General features: G+C 52.2%; 24 protein-coding genes and 1 pseudogene. 19 read left to right on the plus strand and 6 right to left on the minus strand.

The genetic code is table 11. The features are described 5' to 3' along the window. Nucleotides 1-9 precede the first annotated feature (9 nt). The 7 genes and pseudogenes from N685_RS19675 to N685_RS0108000 all read left to right on the plus strand — a co-directional run bounded on the left by N685_RS19675 (nt 10) and on the right by N685_RS0108000 (nt 4,402). On the plus strand, nt 10-183 hold the full coding sequence (locus tag N685_RS19675; protein ID WP_162176096.1) for a hypothetical protein: 174 nt from the start codon (nt 10-12) through the stop codon (nt 181-183). Between the two features lie 450 nt (nt 184-633). After that, nucleotides 634-1,320 (plus strand): hypothetical protein, encoded by a 687-nt coding sequence (locus tag N685_RS0107980; protein WP_031407383.1) that lies wholly within the window; start codon nt 634-636, stop codon nt 1,318-1,320. A gap of 62 nt (nt 1,321-1,382) precedes the next feature. Further along, nucleotides 1,383-1,724, plus strand: a complete 342-nt coding sequence (locus tag N685_RS0107985) for a hypothetical protein (RefSeq protein ID WP_156961382.1) — start codon at nt 1,383-1,385, stop codon at nt 1,722-1,724. Next, nucleotides 1,714-3,372, plus strand: coding sequence for a hypothetical protein (locus N685_RS0107990; protein ID WP_031407387.1), 1,659 nt, complete (start codon nt 1,714-1,716; stop codon nt 3,370-3,372). Before N685_RS0107985 ends, N685_RS0107990 begins: the two co-directional genes overlap by 11 nt. After that, complete coding sequence (locus N685_RS18365) at nt 3,362-3,643, plus strand: DUF2577 family protein (protein ID WP_033842323.1); 282 nt, start codon at nt 3,362-3,364, stop codon at nt 3,641-3,643. The genes N685_RS0107990 and N685_RS18365 overlap by 11 nt, the downstream gene beginning before the upstream one ends. A 147-nt stretch (nt 3,644-3,790) precedes the next feature. Further along, a pseudogene (locus tag N685_RS20030) lies at nt 3,791-3,883 on the plus strand (iron-sulfur cluster assembly accessory protein); the annotation flags it as partial. 216 nt (nt 3,884-4,099) lie between these two features. Next, nucleotides 4,100-4,402 (plus strand): LapA family protein, encoded by a 303-nt coding sequence (locus N685_RS0108000; RefSeq protein WP_031407391.1) that lies wholly within the window; start codon nt 4,100-4,102, stop codon nt 4,400-4,402. Between the two features lie 189 nt (nt 4,403-4,591). Here N685_RS0108000 and N685_RS0108010 read toward each other — a convergent pair whose 3' ends face one another. Then, a complete protein-coding gene (locus tag N685_RS0108010; protein ID WP_031407393.1) occupies nt 4,592-5,590 on the minus strand; it encodes an NAD(P)/FAD-dependent oxidoreductase in 999 nt (332 codons plus the stop codon). 274 nt (nt 5,591-5,864) lie between these two features. Between N685_RS0108010 and N685_RS0108015 the strand changes: the two genes are divergently transcribed. The 5 genes from N685_RS0108015 (at nt 5,865) to N685_RS0108035 (ending at nt 9,436) form a co-directional block, all read left to right on the plus strand. Then, nucleotides 5,865-7,088 carry an NAD(P)/FAD-dependent oxidoreductase gene (locus N685_RS0108015; RefSeq protein ID WP_031407396.1) on the plus strand — a complete coding sequence of 408 codons (1,224 nt, stop codon included), beginning with the start codon at nt 5,865-5,867 and terminating at the stop codon, nt 7,086-7,088. 120 nt (nt 7,089-7,208) lie between these two features. Next, nucleotides 7,209-7,712, plus strand: coding sequence for an NUDIX domain-containing protein (locus N685_RS0108020; protein ID WP_031407398.1), 504 nt, complete (start codon nt 7,209-7,211; stop codon nt 7,710-7,712). Nucleotides 7,713-7,835: 123 nt separating this feature from the next. Continuing rightward, nucleotides 7,836-7,973 carry a YuiA family protein gene (locus N685_RS19680; protein WP_162176097.1) on the plus strand — a complete coding sequence of 46 codons (138 nt, stop codon included), beginning with the start codon at nt 7,836-7,838 and terminating at the stop codon, nt 7,971-7,973. A gap of 125 nt (nt 7,974-8,098) precedes the next feature. Continuing rightward, the gene (locus N685_RS0108030) at nt 8,099-8,422 is read left to right on the plus strand and encodes a YuiB family protein (RefSeq protein ID WP_031407400.1); all 324 of its coding nucleotides are present in this window, start codon (nt 8,099-8,101) and stop codon (nt 8,420-8,422) included. 375 nt (nt 8,423-8,797) lie between these two features. Continuing rightward, nucleotides 8,798-9,436 (plus strand): 3D domain-containing protein, encoded by a 639-nt coding sequence (locus N685_RS0108035; RefSeq protein ID WP_031407402.1) that lies wholly within the window; start codon nt 8,798-8,800, stop codon nt 9,434-9,436. Nucleotides 9,437-9,453: 17 nt separating this feature from the next. Here N685_RS0108035 and N685_RS0108040 read toward each other — a convergent pair whose 3' ends face one another. Continuing rightward, nucleotides 9,454-10,263, minus strand: a complete 810-nt coding sequence (locus N685_RS0108040) for a cobalamin-binding protein (RefSeq protein WP_031407404.1) — start codon at nt 10,261-10,263, stop codon at nt 9,454-9,456. Nucleotides 10,264-10,668: 405 nt separating this feature from the next. Between N685_RS0108040 and N685_RS0108045 the strand changes: the two genes are divergently transcribed. The 3 genes from N685_RS0108045 (at nt 10,669) to N685_RS0108055 (ending at nt 14,041) form a co-directional block, all read left to right on the plus strand. Continuing rightward, nucleotides 10,669-12,171: a leucyl aminopeptidase gene (locus N685_RS0108045; protein ID WP_031407406.1), complete on the plus strand. Its 1,503-nt coding sequence runs from the start codon at nt 10,669-10,671 to the stop codon at nt 12,169-12,171. A 232-nt stretch (nt 12,172-12,403) separates the two neighbouring features. Then, complete coding sequence (locus tag N685_RS0108050; RefSeq protein WP_011232416.1) at nt 12,404-13,024, plus strand: DUF47 domain-containing protein; 621 nt, start codon at nt 12,404-12,406, stop codon at nt 13,022-13,024. A gap of 18 nt (nt 13,025-13,042) precedes the next feature. Beyond that, the gene (locus N685_RS0108055) at nt 13,043-14,041 is read left to right on the plus strand and encodes an inorganic phosphate transporter (protein WP_031407410.1); all 999 of its coding nucleotides are present in this window, start codon (nt 13,043-13,045) and stop codon (nt 14,039-14,041) included. A 64-nt stretch (nt 14,042-14,105) separates the two neighbouring features. Here the strand turns inward: N685_RS0108055 and N685_RS0108060 are convergent, their stop codons facing one another. Beyond that, the gene (locus tag N685_RS0108060; protein WP_031407412.1) at nt 14,106-14,714 is read right to left on the minus strand and encodes a biotin transporter BioY; all 609 of its coding nucleotides are present in this window, start codon (nt 14,712-14,714) and stop codon (nt 14,106-14,108) included. Nucleotides 14,715-15,031: 317 nt separating this feature from the next. On the opposite strand from N685_RS0108060, the gene N685_RS19775 reads away from it, so the two are divergent. Further along, nucleotides 15,032-15,190 carry a hypothetical protein gene (locus N685_RS19775; RefSeq protein WP_167332996.1) on the plus strand — a complete coding sequence of 53 codons (159 nt, stop codon included), beginning with the start codon at nt 15,032-15,034 and terminating at the stop codon, nt 15,188-15,190. Nucleotides 15,191-15,319: 129 nt separating this feature from the next. Here N685_RS19775 and N685_RS0108070 read toward each other — a convergent pair whose 3' ends face one another. The 3 genes from N685_RS0108070 to N685_RS0108080 all read right to left on the minus strand — a co-directional run bounded on the left by N685_RS0108070 (nt 15,320) and on the right by N685_RS0108080 (nt 17,552). Further along, the gene (locus N685_RS0108070) at nt 15,320-15,670 is read right to left on the minus strand and encodes a hypothetical protein (protein ID WP_031407415.1); all 351 of its coding nucleotides are present in this window, start codon (nt 15,668-15,670) and stop codon (nt 15,320-15,322) included. Between the two features lie 102 nt (nt 15,671-15,772). After that, on the minus strand, nt 15,773-17,095 hold the full coding sequence (locus tag N685_RS0108075) for an ArsB/NhaD family transporter (protein ID WP_031407417.1): 1,323 nt from the start codon (nt 17,093-17,095) through the stop codon (nt 15,773-15,775). Between the two features lie 19 nt (nt 17,096-17,114). Then, entirely contained in the window at nt 17,115-17,552 is a 438-nt protein-coding gene (locus tag N685_RS0108080) for a hypothetical protein (protein WP_031407419.1), read from the minus strand. Between the two features lie 226 nt (nt 17,553-17,778). Here N685_RS0108080 and kapD point away from each other — a divergent pair, with 226 nt between their 5' ends. The 3 genes from kapD (at nt 17,779) to N685_RS0108100 (ending at nt 19,269) form a co-directional block, all read left to right on the plus strand. After that, entirely contained in the window at nt 17,779-18,399 is a 621-nt protein-coding gene (kapD, locus tag N685_RS0108090) for a 3'-5' exonuclease KapD (protein WP_031407421.1), read from the plus strand. A 75-nt stretch (nt 18,400-18,474) separates the two neighbouring features. Continuing rightward, complete coding sequence (locus N685_RS0108095) at nt 18,475-18,690, plus strand: hypothetical protein (protein ID WP_031407423.1); 216 nt, start codon at nt 18,475-18,477, stop codon at nt 18,688-18,690. 57 nt (nt 18,691-18,747) lie between these two features. After that, entirely contained in the window at nt 18,748-19,269 is a 522-nt protein-coding gene (locus N685_RS0108100) for a superoxide dismutase family protein (RefSeq protein ID WP_031407425.1), read from the plus strand. Nucleotides 19,270-19,275 lie beyond the last annotated feature (6 nt).

Raw genomic sequence — 19,275 nt, forward strand, 5'->3', positions numbered from 1 at the left:
GGTTATGGCGTGGGGGAGTTAATTACGGTTCACGAATACTGGGGCAACTACACCGGGACAACAAGACTCGGCAAATTGTATCCGACGGGGCGGTTGGTTATTTGCGAGCCTTATGTAGAAAGCGAGGAAGCAGATGGAAAGGATATCTGTGATTTTAGCGCTGATTCCGACGAACAAGAATAACATCGTTCGGGCGCTAATTGTTCAGTCCGAGACGGGAGAAATTCTTTACCACAAGCAATATGTAACAGTCGATCTGTTTGACGAAACAGCGTTAGACCGTATCGTTGCAGACATCGAGCGGAATTTCCCCGTTTATATCACCGAGCTATCACTACCGACAAGAGGGGAGTTGGATTAATGAAGCGGAAAAAGAAAAGACAAAGACGGAAAGTCCAGCCGTTGAAAGTTACGATTGCGGAGCGACTTCCTGCGGTGGCCGAACGGCTAGGATTTACGGGGACTGATAAACGATGAGCAGCAAATATCGGGACGTTACTCGGTTTCAAGCCCGTGAATATAAGCATGAAGCCACCCGGCAAAACGACACTCATCCGAAATGGTTAGAAGCGCTGATCAAAGCGGAGTTCGCTTATTTGTTAAAACCAAAACGAAATGAAAGGGGAAATTCAAATGTACAGAGAAATGACCACGTTCAAAAAGAGAGCAGAGGCAATCGAAAAACAAATCGCAGAGCTACAAGAAAAGAAACGCGAAGCACAGGAAGAATTAGCGAAACTGACACAAGAGCATGACGGTATGATTATCCTTGAGGCGACAGAAGGCGTTGCTTGCGATGAAAAGCAACTCGGCAAGCTAAAAAAGAGTATGAAAGAGCTGGAAGACAAAATCGCTGACTATCAACATCGAATTTCTGTTATCGAAGGGAAAAGGAAAGAAGTTCTCGCAGCACTATTCGACGACTTGGAAAAAGGTTACGTTCGGGAGCTTGAATCTTTACAGCGAGAAGCGAGCGCTCAATTCAACGATGCTATTAAGCTCGGTTTCGAATATTTACTTGCATTGCAGCGCGTAGGAAAGCTAAAAGAACGCGCGAGTAAGCTTCACGCTGAATTTCTAAACGAAGGCAGAAAAGCCGTCGACGGACTCGACGACAAGTATCGCCTTGGCCATTCGTGGATAAATACAACGCTGTTCCAATATGCCGATAATTTCGCGGTTGGAGTATCGGAGCAAGCGCAACGGCAAGCGCTCAACGGATACGTAAGCCCACAAGTGATGTTGTATGAATTAACGGGCGAAGTCGAAGGCTATCACAATCGCGCACTTGATAAATTGCGCAAGTTAAAAAGCGAATAAAACCACATGACGGCGAGCTGACGTTGGCTCGCCCATTTATTTGTATCCGGGAGGAGAGAACGATGAGTAATGAAGTTTATGCTACGCGAATGAACAAAGTGGCGCAATTTTTGAGCGACGGACGCGACTTGGCCGGCGCAGTTGCTCGCCGAAAACATATTTCGAAGTCGCGCGTTCTCCGACTGCAAAATTACGGGCTATTCTTCGAATCATTGCGGGATGACGCTGTTTTCGCGCGGCTGGCCGATCATTCATTGCGATTGCTTCGCGAAATTATTGAATATGCTCAAATCTACAATACGCACGGATACGTCGGGGATTTAAGCGAAAAAGCAAAGCAAATTAGCCAGCTTCTCGAAGAATACGACAAGTTGATAAGCGAGGTGACAGAAAATGGCGTTTAATTTAACGGCTGTTCTGCGGCTGAAAGACGACGGGTTTACTAGTAAAATGCGTCGCATGCAACGCGCGACCGAGCAAATGAACAACTCGATACGCAAAGTACAACGGTCAACCGGATTATGGCGTGACGCAAACGGTCGGTTGCGTGATTCGATGGGGCGGTTCGCTAAAGAAACGGAACGAGCGAGTTGGAACTTAACTCGTTTAGGTAACGGATTACGTAACGTAGCGAAAGAAACCAGCGGAATTCGCGGACTAGTCGGTCAATTTACAGCGCTGGCGACTGCGATTGGCGGGGCGTATGCAGCGAAAAAGATATTCGACAGCACCGTGTTAGCGGCGGCAAAACACGAACAATCAACTGTTATGATTAACGCAATGATTAACGATAAGGCAATCGCCAAGCAATATATGGATTTAATCGACCGTATTTCCGTTCGATCGCCGATTTTAAATTCGCAGGATGTGTACGCAAATTCTAAATCGTTCTTAACTATCTCGAAAAACATTAAACAGCTAGAAAAAATGTGGAGTTTAGCTGAAAGATTAGCGGCTATTTCTCCCGATCAGGGCGTGGAAGGAGCAGTATTCGCGCTTCGTGAGCTGTTTAGCGGTGATGCGGTTTCGATGGTCGAACGATTTGAAATGCCGCGGAAAGTCATGAACGAAATTAAGAAAATGGATTTGCCGAAACAGCTTGACGCGCTCGACCGTTACTTCAACAAAATCGGTTTGACAACAAAATTGGTAAACGATATGGGTTCGACGACGCTTGGGTTGTGGAACCGCGTCCGCGAGCAATTCCAGCTTGTATTACGCGAAATGGGCAAACCGTCGCTTGAAGTATTGAGTGGATTCCTTACGCAGATTCTTCAAAAACTCGAAAGCGGCGATTTTAGCCGGTTTGCACAAATTGGCGCACGAATGATTAAAAGTATTTTAGGCGGTCTAACAAATGGTATTATCTCAATTTACAACTGGTTTGATACGATCACCAAATCCCCGGAATTTCAAAAACGAACAACACTTTGGGGTAAGGTTCAATTCGTCATTGGAGATTTGTACCAAAAATTTCTCGAGTGGCTAAAGGATAGGGGAGCGAAGCAGATAGCGTCGGCAACAAGCGATTTAATCCTAGCATTGTCATCTGCGCTTCAACAAAACGCGGGACCGCTTACGGCAGCAGCGCTAACGGTCGGTGTTCAAGTCGGCAGCGCTATTGCGCAAGGAATCATGAGCGCGATCGCAAGCAACCCGATCGCAAACATGATTTTCGGCGGTGCAGGTACCGTAGCAGGAATCGCCAAACACTATTACGACAAATTCTTCGGCGGCAAAGAATCGAAAAAACGTAGCGGTAGCACATCGCGCAATTACCGGCTGTTCAAAGAACGACAGCTGGTGCGGGGATATGCTGGCGGTTTAAATTACGTTCCATACGACCGATTCCCGGCGTTGTTACACCGCGGCGAAATGGTATTACCGCGAGGCGAAGCGCAAGAATACCGCAAAGGGCGCGCAAGCGGCGTCAGCGTCACGATTTCCGGCAACACGTTCCACGTTCGCCAAGATTCCGATATTCAAAAAATCGCGTATGAACTCGCGAAATTAATCGAACGAGAAGGGGCGTTGATGGCAAATGTCCGTTGAGCTGGGAACGGTCACAAACGCGCCTCCCGACTTAAAAATTAAAGTCGACAACATGAAAGTCGATCTTGATCGTGACGACTTGGTTGTTGCGCAGTACCTAACGAAACACAAACGACAGGTCAAAATCGACGGCGTCACGACGGTAGAACTCGAATTTCAAGACGAATTAAAGCCTGGCGACCGCGTGATTGTGGCGTCCACAAGAAACGTAACGGGTCTGCCCTTGCGGCAGGCTCGTCGATTTTTTTTTTATTTCTTCTATTGTATATAGCGACAACTTTGGGTATTATTGAATTAACGATAGTCATCGGTAAGAAATGACGTTAAAAACAATCCTCAAAGCGAAAAACAACCCCGCATAAACGAGTTAAAACGTTGATATTATTGCGTTTCAATCTCCGGTAAACATACCGCATAATTTACGATCAACAATCCGAACGCTATTGCGACGTGCGGCTGCGGCTCATCGTTCCGCACAGCGACGAACGCCGGCACGCCGGAACAATGCTAAGCGGGCAGCGGGTCGGCGTCCATCCGCCCGGCAGAGGCAAACAGCCTTCGTGGTCGTCGGGCTCTTGAGAAGGCCGAATTTGGCCGCAAGGATGGTTGAAAACGCGGGGGTGCACCGACCGACGAAATGGGAAGGGGGGCGTTCCCCCCGTGAAATCGGTGAAAACGGCCGCACTCCAACATCGGCCTTTTCGGGAGCGCCAAAGGGGGAGAAACGATGAAAGGACAAATCAATGTCATCTTGGCGCTTGTCTTGGCGCTTCTTGTTGCGTTGCTGGCGGTGGCGAATGTCGAGCAGGTGACGATCCATTATTTAGTCGGGGAAACCCGCTTGCCGCTCATTATCGTCATTTTCGGTTCAGCCGTCCTTGGCGGCCTTGTCGTTGGCATGCTCGGCTGGGTGCGTTTGTTCAGCCTGCGCCGGCAGGTGAAGCTGCTCGAGAGAGAGCGGGAGGAATGGGCGAAGACCAAGGCGGGGAATGATGACGGCGAGGCGGTTTCGCTGGAGAGAGAGGGATGAAACACGAGCATGGCGCCCCAACAAAGCGGGGGCGCCTTTTGCTTGAAAAACGGGTGTGGGCGAGGCGCGCCAAACGAATGGCTGCGATCAGGCGGGATGCGGTGCCCGGGCCAAAGTCATGCGGCGCGGCGCTAAGACGAAATGCCGTGCGCGCCTTCGCTTCCGCCTGCTTCCCCCGACGGAGCGCCATTAAAACAGCGATGTTGAGTGCGCCGGCTGCATCCGCGCCGTCGGATCGATGTACGTTTTCGCGCTGCTGATGGCGATCGGCGCCTCGCCAAAGCCGCAGGCGATCAGCTTGATTTTTCCGTCGTACGTGCAAATGTCGCCCGCTGCATACACGCCGGGGATGTTCGTTTCCATTCGCGAGTTGACTTTGATCGCATTTTTGTCGATGGCAAGCCCCCAGTTTTTGATCGGGCCGAGCGAAGAAATAAAGCCGTAATTGACAATGACGGCGTCGACGTCGATCGTTTCTTTCGTTCCCTCTTTCACATGCTCAAGGACGACTTGACGGATGGCTTGTTCATCGCCGACGAGCTCAACGGGGACAAACGGCGTTTTCACGTGCACGCGCGATTTCATGAGCTGCTCGACGCTATGCTCGTGAGCGCGGAATTTGTCGCGGCGATGCACGATCGTGACGCTCGCGGCGATCGGTTCGAGCATGAGTGACCAGTCAACAGCCGAGTCGCCGCCGCCGCAGACGAGCACGCGCTTTCCGGAAAACTGTTCCAAGTCGTTGATGAAGTAATGCAAGTTTTTTCCTTCATAGCGGGAAGCGCTTTCGATTTCGAGCCGCCGTGGCTGAAACGCGCCGTTTCCGGCGGTGATGATGACCGTTTTCGAATAATGGATTTGCTTGTTCGTGACGAGCTTGAACGTTCCGTCCTCCTGCTTTTCGAGCGCGTCGACCGACTCGTTCAGGCAGACGGTCGGCGAAAATAGGCCCATCTGCTCTTTCAGCTGATTGACAAGCTCTTGGGCGCGCACTTTTGGAAATCCGGCGACATCATATATGTATTTTTCCGGATATAACGCGGCCAGCTGTCCTCCAAGCTGCGGAAGGCTTTCGATTATTTTCACTTTCATTTGCCGCAAGCCGCCGTAAAACGCGGCAAACATCCCAGTCGGCCCGCCGCCGATGATCGTGACATCATACATGGTGCGATCTTCTTTCACCGACATCCCTCCCCGTACAATATGGCATGACACGTTTATTTTACCATAAACAGGCGCTGTTATGATGGGGAATTTTTCAGCCGAATCGGTCGAAAAAAGCTTGAAATGGGGAAGAAAAAGGACTAATATGTTTTGTGGAGAGATTGTTAATGTTTTGTGACAGTCCCTCGACATTTTTTTGGCGATTAACGTGAATTATTTCACAAACTTCGCTCAATAAAAACGGGGGCGGCCGCAAAAGCTATAACAAATGAACGAGAAAAAATGAAAAAGGGTGGAAGTGATTCAAGTGAAAAAACCAAATGTTGTTATTTTAGGCGCTGGCTATGGCGGGTTGATGACGACTGTCCGCCTGCAAAAGCTCATCGGCGTGAACGAAGCGAACATTACGCTTGTAAACAAGAACGATTACCATTATGAGACGACATGGCTTCACGAGGCGTCGGCCGGGACGCTGCACCATGACCGCGTCCGCTATCCGATCCGCGATGTCATCGACCGAAACAAAGTGAAGTTCATCCAAGATACGGTGACGAAAATCATTCCAAACGAAAAGAAAGTACTGCTTGAAAACGGCGAGCTGACATACGATTACCTTGTCATCGCCCTTGGGTTTGAGTCAGAGACGTTCGGCATCAAAGGGTTGAAGGAATACGCGTTTTCGATCGCGAACGTCGACGCGGCGCGGCAAATCCGCGAGCATATCGAGTATCAATTTGCCACATACAGTGCGGAAGAGGAAAAGAAAGAGGAGCGGCTGACGATCGTCGTCGGTGGGGCGGGGTTTACCGGCATTGAATTTTTAGGCGAGCTCGCCAACCGGATGCCGGAGCTGTGCCGGGAGTATGACATCGACCCGCACAAAGTGCGCATCATTTGTGTGGAGGCGGCGCCGACGGCGTTGCCGGGCTTTGATCCGGAGCTCGTCGAGTACGCGGTCAGCCAGCTTGAGCGCAAAGGAGTCGAGTTTCGAATCGGTACGGCGATTAAGGAATGCACGCCGAATGGCATCATTGTCGCCAAAGGGGATGATGTCGAGGAAATTAAAGCCGGCACCGTCATTTGGGCCGCTGGCGTGCGCGGCAGCCGCGTCATTGAGGAGTCTGGATTTGAAGCGGCGCGGGCGCGCATTAAAGTGGATCCGTACTTGCGTGTCCCGGGTTATGAAGACATTTTCGTCGTCGGCGACTGTTCACTCGTGATTGATGAAGAAACGAACCGCCCGTATCCGCCGACGGCGCAAATCGCTATGCAAGAAGGCCAGCTGTGCGCGAAAAACTTGGCGGTGCTCATCCGTGGGCAAGGGGAGCTGGAGCCGTTTAAGCCGGATATTAAAGGAACGGTTTGCTCGCTCGGCCATGATGATGCCATCGGTGTCGTGTTCGGTAAAAAGCTGTGGGGCACCAAAGCGAGCTTCATGAAAAAAGTGATTGACAACCGCGCCCTGTATTTGATCGGCGGTTCGTCGCTTGTGATGAAAAAAGGAAAATTTAAATTTTTCTAATTGATCGAGAAAGCTCCCGTGATGGCGGGAGCTTTTTGTATGGCAAAGAAACAGGGATCCCCCGCTCGATTGTCGAAATACAAACAGTGCATAACGATTAGGGAGAAAAGGATGAGGACGATGGACAACAAACGAGGAAACGTTTGGATTGCGGCGGCGGGACTGGTCATCAATGAACATGGCGAGTGGCTTGTCGTCAAGAAAAAATACAGCGGGCTAAAAGGCAAATGGTCGCTGCCAGCCGGGTTCGTCCAGCCGGGGGAAATGCTTGATGAAGCGGCCGTTCGGGAAGTGAAGGAGGAAACGGGGATCGATGCCGAACCAGTCGCGCTTCTTGGCTTGCGCACCGGCGTCATCGCTGGGGAGATCAGCGACAATATGGCGATTTTCCTGTTGCGCCCGCTTTCGCGCGATATCGTCGTGCAGACGGATGAGCTCTATGCCGCCGCATTTTTAAGCAAAACGGCGCTCCAGAATGACCCGGACACATCAGGCTTGCTTCGCTATTTGTTGGCGCTCGAGCCGCCTGTTTCCCTTTCCCTGCATGACGGACTCAATCCCGGCGATCCGTTTGGCTATACAAAATACCGCCTTTACTTTGAATCATCGAAATTGAAAGAATAGTCAAGAAAACAAAAGCGATCGAAAGATGTATCCGCTTACACAAGCGAAAATCGGGGAGAATCGCTGTTTGTTTTTACAGAAAATTTTGATATATTAACAAAAAAGAAACGGAGGGGAACATCGATGACAAAAACATTGACAATGAACGACTGCCCGTACTGTGAGGGGCACGGATATGTTCAGCTGCTCTTGGGCGGATCGGAAACGTGCTACAGCTGCCAAGGAACGGGCAGCGAACAGGAAGAGGATGACGAACATTGACGTTCGTCTGAGGACATGAAACACCGTTTGGAACCAATCAGGCGATCACCAAGAGAAAAGCGAACATTGACGGTCGTCCGCCCATTCAGTACACTGAAAACGGGTGTACGGGAGGTGAAGGGCGGATGCAGATGAGTTTGCCAGTCGTGTTGATTTCAATGGTGTTGTTTTTCGTCTTGTTTTTCGGCATTGGGTTTTTGCTGAACATGATTTTGCGCATGACATGGATTCTTGCGGTCTGTTTTCCGTTGATTGCGGTTTTCATTATTGATGATGTGCCGTTGACGCGTTATTTCACCGCACCGTCCGAGGCGTTCGCTGCGCTTGGGCGGAAAATCACTTCGCTGGCGGCGGCCGATCTGTTGATTTTGTCAAGCGGCTTTGTCGGCGCTCTTTGCGCCGGATGGGCGATTCGCACGCTGCGGGCGAAAGGGTATCAAATGTTTTAGAGCGTCTCTGCCTTGGGCAGGGGCGTTTTTTTTTCGTGAAAATCCAGCACCGGCGAGCGATGATTTTCATCCCCGGGTGGAGGGCAGATCGCTGCCCATGGAACTTTCTGTGAAAATGTGCCGCCTTGATCAGTCTTTTCATGCCAGAATGGGGAGCAAGGCTTGCTCATGAATGTTTTTTATGAACAGAGCTGATGAGTTGTGCGGCGGATTCCAACGCTAGTTCGCATATGTTTGGGGCAAAATGCACAAGCTTTGTGATTGGGTTTGGTCATGAGGCTGTTCGTGGACGGTTTTTTCGTTTTTTGTCTTATTCGCAATGAATATTTCGATTTTGGCTGGAGATAAATAGAGGTGTGAGAGGAGTTGAGAGCATTGAATGGGTTTAGGCAATTCGTGCGCCGAACTGCGATGACGCTGCTGTTTTTGGCGGCGCTTTTTGCGACATTCGAGTCCATTTCCGGGGTTGATGCCAGGACGGTTCTCCATCCCTTTCCGAGCGCTTTATCGATGGATCATCAGCCCATTTGGGGAATGAAAGAACTCGCGAAAAACGGAGGCCGATCTGTTCCGCGGCTTGAGGATCATTTTGACTGGTCAAAATATCCCTCCGTTGAAGTGGTCGCCACCGGCTATACGGCCGGCATTGAATCGACCGGGAAAACGCCCGATCATCCTGAGTACGGCATCACGTATTCCGGCGTCCGCGTCAAACGCGACCTGTATTCGACGATTGCCGCGGATTTGTCCGTATTTCCGATCGGCACCATTTTGTTCATCCCCGGATACGGGTTCGGCGTCGTTGCTGACAAAGGCGGGGCGATCAAAGGCCATCGCATCGACTTATACTATGAAACCGTCGAAGATGTATATAAATATTGGGGAAAACGAAAAGTCAACGTCTATATCGTGCAAAAAGGCGATGGCACATTGTCAGAGGAAGAATTGAAGCGGCTGAACGAAGATGAAACGATGCAAGTGTTTCGTCAACAGTATTTGGAATCGAAAAGTTGAAAGAGGGCTCCCGCCCGTCAGCCACAAAGGAGCGGATCGCTGTCGTCAGCGGGAGGGAACAGCGCCGGATGCAAAAGCGGCGCCAATTTTTTTAACCCGACCAAGAGGCGCGGAGACGGACGGCAATAGAGCGCTTCTTCGAGAAGGTGAATGTTCCCGGTGCGGACCGCCTCGGCCTGTTGGGCGTTCGGGCGCACCATGACGGCCTTCGGGCTCATTTTTTTTGTCTGCACGCCGACCCAAACGAGCAAGATGTGCGACGGATTGCGGGTGAGAACGTCGTCCCATTCCGGTCGGACGCTTGCTTGAGGATAGTCAGCGAAAATGTTGCGCCCACCGGCGAGCTCGCTTAGTTCGCTCAACCAATTGGCGCCGCCCGGGGTGAAGATCGGCCGCGGCCACCATTCCCAATAGAGGCGGGCCGGTTCGGCCGATGCGGCCCGCTCGCGGTGCCAATCGAGCACGTCATCATAGCGGCGGACGAGTTCGGCCGCTTTTTTCGTTTCGCCAAGCGCCTCGCCGAGCCGAAGAAGATCGTTGGCAATGTCATTGAGCGAATTCGGTGCCAACACGAGATGCGGGAGTCCGCGCCGTTTGAGCTCCTCGACGTTGCGCTCCATGCCGGGCACGCTCAGGGATGCGACGACGAGATCCGGTTTGAGCGCCTCGACTTGATCCATATCAATGCGCAAATCCGGTCCGACTTTCGGCAGCCGCTTCACTTCCGGCGGCCAGTCGGACGAGTCGTCGACGGCGACGACATCGTCAAGGCGGCCGAGATAGGCGAGCAGTTCGGTGTTGCTTGGACAAAGGGAAACGATTCTCATCAGCGTCGGTCCTTTCTCCATCATCGTGATGATTACGGATTCGCCTTGCCTCGCGTGATTTCCTGTCTGTTTTCGTTGATTTTTTTCGTGAAAATCCCGCGCCGGCGAGCGGTGGTTTTCATCCCCGGCTGGAGGGCAAACCGTTGCCCATGGGCCTTTTTTGTGAAAATCCCGTCGGCAAGCGGTCATTTTCATCCCCGGGTGGAGGGCAAAACGCTGCCCATGGGACTTTTTTGTGAAAATGCGCTGCCTTGATCCGTCATTTTCATGCCAAGGTGGGGAGCAAGGCTTGCTCATGAATGTTTTTTGAGTAAACGCAAGGAGAGAAATTTAGATAGTCGAAGAAACGGCTTTGTTTCGCTATAATGAAGGTTGGAATGAATCACCATGGAAAGGGATAAGACGATGTTTGCCGTCAAACCATTGCCGTCGGTGGAGGAACGGGATGAAGCGCTTGTCATCGGTTTGTTTGAAGGGGCAAATTCATGGAGCGGTCTTGCCGGCGAATACGACGCTCGGCTTGGTGGGAAGTTGTCCGAGCTGAAGAAAGAGGGGGATATTTCCGCTAAGCGGGGGCGCATCGCCGCCGTTCATCCATTTTTGCCGACGGGAGCGAAGCGGCTCTACTTCGTCGGCCTTGGCAAAAAAGAAGAGTTGACGTTTGTGCAGTTGCGTGAGGTGTTCGGCAAGCTGTTTCGTACATTGAAGCAGGCGAAGCGGACGAAAGCGGCGGTCGTGCTCGACACGTTTACGACCGAGGCTGTCGATGGAAACGAAGCGGCGCACGCCTTGGCGGAAGCATATGAGTTGGCGACGTATGAATTCCCTGGGTATAAGCAGAAAAAGTCAGAACCCGACTACCAGCTCGAATCGCTCATCGTCTACACGGCAGCTGAAGCGGCGGACATGGAGGCGAGCTTGTTTGTCGGCTCGGTGTACGGGAAGGCGACGAATTCGGCGCGCACGCTCGTCAATACGCCGGGGAATTTGTTGACGGCGTCGGACTTGGCTGATTATGCTGTGAAACTCGCGAACCGATACGATTTTGATTATGAAATTTTGGAAAAAGAAGACATGGAGCGGCTCGGCATGGGGGCGCTTCTCGCCGTCAACCAAGGCTCGAAACAGCCGCCAAAACTCATCGTCTTAAAATACCAAGGAAAAGAGCAATGGGAAGACGTGATCGCCCTCGTCGGCAAAGGGGTGACGTTCGATACGGGCGGCTATTGTTTGAAGCCGCGCGACAGCATGGTTGACATGAAAACGGACATGGCCGGCGCGGCAGCGGTGCTCGGAGCGATGGAAGCCATCGGCGAACTGCGGCCGGAACAAAACGTGCTCGCCGTCATTCCGGCGACCGACAATATGATCAGTGGTGAGGCGTTCAAGCCAGACGATGTCATTACGTCGCTGTCCGGAAAAACGATTGAAGTCCGAAACACGGATGCCGAAGGGCGGCTCATTTTGGCCGATGCGGTGACGTATGCGAAACAATGCGGAGCGAATTACATCATCGATGTCGCCACGTTGACGGGCGGGGTGATCGTCGCCCTAGGCACGGACAAAACAGGGGCGATGACGAACAATGAGGAACTGTTTGAGCAATTGCTTGAAGCGTCGATGGAAACCGGGGAGTTCATTTGGCGGCTGCCGATCACCGAACATGACCGCGAGCGGGTGCGAAGCAGCAAAATCGCCGACTTGAACAATTCCCCGGGGCGGGAAGGCCACGCCATTATGGGCGGGGCGTTCATCGGCGAATTTGCCGAAGACACGCCGTGGGTGCATTTGGATATCGCCGGCACGGCGACGACGAAGAAAGACGGCGACCTCGGTCCGGCTGGGGCGACGGGCGTGATGGTGCGCACGCTCACGGCGTTTATCGAACGGTTTGGCCAAGGCGAGTAAAGGAACCGCGCCGTTCGCCGCCCGGGCGGCGGCCGCGGAACGAGCCGGGGCGGACGTTGCATAGCGTCCGCTTTTGTTTGGCACGCTATATAGTACATTAGCAGGAAAAGCGAACAAAATGTAAAGTTCGTGTAAATGTATTGTAAATTTTCTCTTTTTGTATTGTAAATGGATTTTAAATTGTTACAATAAGTAGCGGTGATTTTGATTTCGCAAATGGAGGGTGTCCGATATGATTTTTTCACCGAAAAAGGACGTTTTCTTCGACATGTTGTTTACGATTTCGGAAAATGTGAAGGAAGCGGCCCAATATTTTGTCGAGTATAAAATTCAAAGCGTAAGCGACTTGAAAGAATTTGCCCGCGTCATGAAAGAGTATGAGCGAAAGGGCGATTCATTCATCCATGAACTGGTCGTTCAATTGAACAAAACGTTCATTACGCCGATCGAGCGGGAAGACATCCACCAGTTGGCGATGAAAATGGATGATGTGCTTGATGGGTTTGAGCAATGTTCGGCACGGTTTGAAATGTTTTCGTTCACGGACATCGATGAACATATGGTGAAATTTTTTGACTATATTTATCAAAGCACGATCGAAATTGTTCATGCCCTCGAACTGCTTGCGAACAAAAAATTGCTCGATATGCGCCAACATGCCATTAAAATCAAGGACTATGAAACGAAGTGCGACGAAATTTTGCGCGCGTCGATCAAAAACTTATTTGTGACGCAAAAAGACCCGATTAAAATTATTCAATACAAAGAGCTTTACGAAATGTTGGAAGAGATTGCCGACAGTTGTGAAGATGTCGCCAATACGTTAGAGACGATTATCATGCGCAACGCATAAAAAGGGGACGTTGTTTTTATGGATACGATCCTGATTTTAACGATATGCATCGTCATTTTTGCATTGGCGTTTGACTTTATCAACGGTTTTCATGATACGGCCAACGCCATTGCCACGTCGGTGTCGACAAGGGCGCTTACGCCGCGTCAAGCGATTGTGTTGGCGGCGACGATGAACTTTATCGGCGCGCTCACCTTTACCGGCGTCGCGAAAACGATTACGAAAGACATCGTCGATCCATTTGCGCTAGAAAATGGGCCGCTTATTATTTTAGCGGCGTTGACATCAGCCATTGCCTGGAACTTGATCACGTGGTATTACGGCATTCCGAGCAGCTCTTCGCACGCGATCATCGGTTCGGTCGCCGGGGCGGCGATTTCCGCGGCTGGGGTTGGGATTTTGAATTATGGCGGGTTTTTGAAAATTTTACAATCACTCATTCTTTCCCCTTTTTTGGCGTTAGGGGTCGGCTTTATCATTATGAGCATTTTTCGTTTTATCTTTAAAAACGCCAACTTATACAGCACGACGAGGGGCTTTCGGATGTTTCAAATTGTGACGGCGGCGTTTCAGGCGTATACGCATGGAACAAACGACGCTCAAAAAGCGATGGGGATCATTACGATGGCGTTAATCGCCGGAGGATACCACGCGACGACTGACATTCCTGAATGGGTGCGCATTTCTGCCGCCTTGGCCATGGGATTGGGAACGGCTGTTGGTGGGTGGAAGATCATTAAAACGGTCGGCGGAAAAATTATGAAAATTCGTCCGATCAACGGAGCGGCGGCTGATTTGTCGTCCGCACTCGTTATTCTTTCAGCGACGATGTTCCACTTGCCGGTCAGCACGACGCACGTCATTTCCTCGGCCATCATGGGGGTCGGCGCCGCCCAACGGGTGAAAGGCGTCAAATGGGGCGTCGCTCGCCGCATTGTGCTGACATGGATCATCACCTTGCCAGTGTCAGCGTTGATTGCTGGGTTTGTGTACCAGATCCTTCGTTTATTCTTCTAATCCATGATCGAGGGTTTCCAAACAAAAAGCGCGCCTGTTTTGATCAACAGGCGCGCTTTCGCATTTAGGCGGCCGGGCGGCCGGCTGCTGAGGAGCGTTGAATCGCCCGGCAAAGCTTTGGAGCGATCAGGCCAGCGACGATCGACAGGAGAATGTCTTTTGGCAACGGTGCGAGCATCCAACTCCACACCATTCCGTATGAAAGTCCTGCCGGCGCTTCCGCCCATAGTTTGTAAGCCATGTACATCCAGTTCGTGCCGATGACATAGTTGATGACCATGCCGATGAGCGCCGCGGTGACAAAGCGGGCGGCGGATGCCGGCTGCGGGCTGCGGTTGATGACCCATCCGGTCGCATAAGCGGCAACGATAAACGAAAGAATGAAGCCAAACGTCGGTTGGAAAATCATTAACAATCCGCCGCTGAATTTCGCAAACACTGGAACGCCCGCGAGGCCGACGAGCATGTAGACGATCATCGCCACCGCCCCGAGCCGCCGCCCTAATACGGCACCGGCGAGCACACAAAAAAACGTTTGCAGTGTAATGGGAACACCACCAACGACAAGAAACGGCGCCCATGACGTAATGTTCGCCCCGATCGCCATCAAGGCGACGAACATGGCGGCGAGCGTCATGTCAATCGGTCGAAGCAAAGTGCGTTGTTCGCTCATATGTAAACCCCCTTTTTTTGTTCGTTAACAAAATCGTACCGAACAACCGCTAGGCTGTCAATCCTCTTTTTCCGGGAATGATGGGATGAGCGGCGGGGCATGCTAAGCAAAAGGGCTGCCCGAAAAGGCCGGTGAAAAACGGCTGCCACGAGCAAATCAGCGGCATTTCGCCAAAAAAGAAGGCTGATTTCGCCAGGCTTCTCTAACTGAGAAACCGATGGAATAGCAGTATTTTGTACGAAATCACTGCCCCTCTAAGCTGTCGCGAAAAACGAATCAAAGCCGACAAGGACGCAAGAAACGAAAGGGGGATCGCGATGGAGCGGTTTGTGCCGGATGAGGAGCTGAAGCGGGCGAGCAAAATCGGAGCGAACGAAGACATCATCCATACGAGCAAAAATGATGATGGCTACGATTTGCGCACTCCGGCCGAAATTGGCGAACGGCAGCCCATGGATGAAAACGGCAATGCGTGAAGGCGGGAGCGCGGATGGACGAAAGTATGGGTGTCTAAGAGAGGACGAACGACGGGCGATGGCGAGAAAAAAGATGGCCATCGCTCGCCGTGTTGGTGAAGAAGTCATTGCCACTCATTGGGGGAAGGTTTACCCGCTAAAGGGCGGAAACACATTCCAGCGCAAGCCGACAACAAGCTGGCAGCACGGGAACGCGCCGGGCGGCGGCGAGAGCGTCAGGCGGATGCCGTCGGGATTGAAATACACCTCGGTTTGCGAGCGGATGCCAAGCGAACGGATCAGGCGCTTCACTTCATCCGTTTTTCCTTCTTGGGCGGCCGACATGACCGAGGCGGCAAACGAGCGCGATTCGGCCAGTTTTTTTAAAACAGCGGCGGCATCGTTCATCAGCGTCTGCGCCGTGGCGGCAGACTGGGAAAAGAGCGCTGGGTCGATCGGTGGATACGGGCCGGCCGGCATCCGCGGGAAATAAGCGAACATGGCCGCTTGAGCCTCCTTTCCAAAAATGGAATCGATATTACGATATGTGCGAACATCAAAAAAGGAGCGAAATCATCATTTCGATTTCGCTCCTTCCGTTTGTTATAAATAGCGCAGCCACAAATAGCCGTGCGACAAAAGCAAGGCAATGAGCGTGAGCGGCGCCCCGATTTTCAAAAAGTCCATGTACGTAAATCCATGCCCTTCGCGCGAAGCGATGCCGGCGACAATGACGTTGGCTGAGGCGCCGATGAGCGTTCCGTTTCCGCCGAGGCAGGCGCCGAGTGACAAGGCCCACCAAAGCACGTCGATCTGCGGGGAGTCCGGGGATAAGCCCATGCCGACAGCCATATCTTGAATGAGCGGGATCATCGTCGCCACAAACGGAATATTATCGATCGTCGCTGAAGCGATGCCGGACAGCCAAAGGATGAAATAGGCGGCCGTGGAAATATCGCCGCCGGTGACATCGAGCGTTTTTTCCGCCAGCGCTTTAATGAGGCCGATGTCCACGAGCCCGCCGACCAAGACGAACAGGCCGGCGAAAAAGAAAATCGTCCCCCATTCGATGGAATGAAAAACGTCCTCGATTTCATGCTCCGGCACGGCGATGAGCATAAGCACGACCGCTCCAGCCAAGGCGATGACCGCCGCATCGACATGAATGGCGGAATGCAGGATAAAGCCAAGGATCGTCAGACCGAGCACGGCGACCGATTTGCGCATCAGCTTCGCATCTTGAATGTAGTCGGCATCGCGAAGTTCCATCAGCTTTTGAATCAACGCTGGATCGGTTTGCAGCTGCTTGCGGTAAACGAACGCGAGCAGCGCGACCGTGACGATGGCGATCAACACGACGATCGGTGTTAGGTTGAACAAAAAGGCGTTGAAATCGAGATGCTTGTTCGCCGAACCGATCATAATGTTCGGCGGGTCGCCGATCAAGGTCGCCGTGCCGCCGATGTTCGACAACAGCACTTCGGAGATTAAGTACGGCACCGGGTTGACGTGAAGCATCCGCGTAATCGAAAACGTCACCGGCACGACGAGCAGGACGGTGGTGACGTTGTCCAAAAACGCCGACAGCAGTCCCGTCAACAGCGAAAGCATCACTAAAATGCGGACCGGGCTGCCTTTGGCAAGCTTGGCCGCTTTAATGGCCATGTATTGAAAAAAACCAGATTTGCTTGTGATGCCGACTAAGATCATCATCCCGATCAATAACGTGATCGTCCCCCATTCAATGTGATGGGTGAACGCCTTCTCCGTATCGACGATGCCAAAAATGACCATGAGCGCGGCGCCGAGCAGGGCGATGACGGCGCGGTGGATTTTTTCCGAGATAATGATGGCGTATGTAACCAAGAAAACGGCAATGGCAAAATAATACGGAACGTTTGACACGTGTGCGGCAGAATGGTCCATCGGCTCTCCTCCCTTCCAGTTACGGCGTCAAGCTGTGAAAACGGCTCCCGCACGCCGGGCATGTCCAGTCGCAGCGCTGGCTGGTGGCGTTGTGCACATAAAAGGCAAAGGAGCAATGCGGGCAGGCGATTTCACGCATCCGATCCATCAGCATTGGCCGCGACGGTTCAGCCGGTGCATCGGTATCGATGATTTCCACATGGATCGTTTCGCGCGATTCATCTTCGGTGATCACTTTCCCCTCGGTCTCTTCTTTTGTACGCCACCCGCGGCCGATCAAATGCTGCTCAAGCTGGCTGTGCGAGGAGTGGGCGAGCATGTCTTCGGCCAGTTTCATATATTGCGCGTCCGTCAAGTCCTCAAACGGAACGGATGATTCCTGCTTTTGCCAGTATGCCCGCAGTTGGTCTTCGGTGAAAATCAACGTGACAATTTGATGGATGACGACATTTTTCATCACCTCAGCCCCCTTTCATTCATCATATCATAGACGCGGAAAGAAAAAAACAGCAAGGGCGGCCCGCTCCCGAACGCCTCTTTCTCTTTCTGCAAAGCGCCCGTCGCTTCCTCCGTCATTCGCCTCTTTTTCGCCATTTTCTGAAAAAAGAAATAAACAACTGCTCCCGCATGATATAATAATAGTAAGGACGGATCGAAGCCGCATCCGGAAAGGAGGGAGAAAAATGGACAGTCCGCAATATTTGTTCCTCGATTTCGAATTTACGATGCCGGAAACGAAAACGAACCCGGCCGGGTTTTGCCCAGAAATCATTGAAGTCGGCCTTGTCGCGGTCGTGGACGATCAGATCATCGGCCAATTTTCTTCCTATGTGAAGCCGCTCCGCTTTCCGCAGCTCACCGATCGGTGCAAGTCGTTTCTCAACATCACCCAAGAACAAATCGACCGCGGCATGAGTTTTTATGAGTTGGTTTCTTTGCTTCGGCAATATGACCGCGAGCGCCCGACGACCGTCATCACGTGGGGGGGCATGGACATGAAAGTGCTCCGGGAAAACTGCCAATCGGCGCAAGTGGAATTCCCCTTCACGGGCGAGCACCGTGATTTGGCGATGGAATACAAACGGTTTTTCGGCAACAAAAATCAAACCGCCCTGCGCAAGGCGGTGCAGGAGTACGGAAACGAAGGAGTCGGAAAAGCCCATTGTGCGCTCGATGACGCGTTTACGGCCTACACGATTTTCCGCCTGGTGGAAAACGATAAAAAATATTTGGCGAAAACGAAACCGCCGACAATCGGGGAACGGGTCGATTTCACCCAGCTGCGGAAAAAATTCGCTCTATAGCCGGCTGCGTTGGCAGCGGCTTTTTTGTGCTATAATGGAAATGGACAATTTTGCGGCAGAAAGGTTGTTTTCGCCATGTGGCCATTGGTGTTGAATTTGTTTTTATACTTCCCGGAAGACAAACGTGAATACATCCCCGCGGCAATTTCGTTTGCCGTCTTTTTCTTGATGGCGGTGTTCACGATGCGGCTCATCATCGTCATCTCCCGGCGGCAGGAAAGGGAAGCGAAGCGGCTCGAAGAACAGCTGCTTGGAAAACGAGAGGAACGGAAGGAGCCGCCCGAAGTATAAACGAGCCCCCCTCCGGCAATACTGGCGGATAACAAGTGATGCTGGAGGGGGTTCGTATTGCGAAAAACGTACGGTGTGGTGTTCGCGGCGGCGCTCGTGCTGTCCGGCTGCGGCCAAGAGGATGCGACGAGCCGGAAGGTGGAGATGATCAATGCGGACGGCGATTCGATCGGCACGATCGAGTTGACCGAACAGGCGGAAGGGGTGCGGCTGAAGCTTGACCTAGAAGGCCTCCCACCGGGGGAGCATGCCATTCACATCCATGAAAACGGCAGTTGCAAACCGCCTGATTTTCAGTCGGCCGGCGGTCATTACAATCCGGATGGGAAAAAGCACGGTCTTCTCCACCCGGAAGGAGCGCATGCCGGCGATTTGCCGAATATTATTGTGAACGATGACGGCACGGTCAACGTCGAGCTGATGGCGCCCCACGTGACGCTGAAAGAAGGAGAGAAAGGCTCGTTGCTCACAAAAGACGGAACGTCGATTGTCATTCACGCCAAGAAAGACGACGGCATGACCCAGCCGGCGGGAGACGCCGGCGGGCGGATCGCTTGCGGGGAAATCAAGCCGTCATGAAACAGG

It is taken from the genome of Geobacillus vulcani PSS1, assembly GCF_000733845.1.
In the GTDB taxonomy this organism is placed as follows: domain Bacteria; phylum Bacillota; class Bacilli; order Bacillales; family Anoxybacillaceae; genus Geobacillus; species Geobacillus vulcani.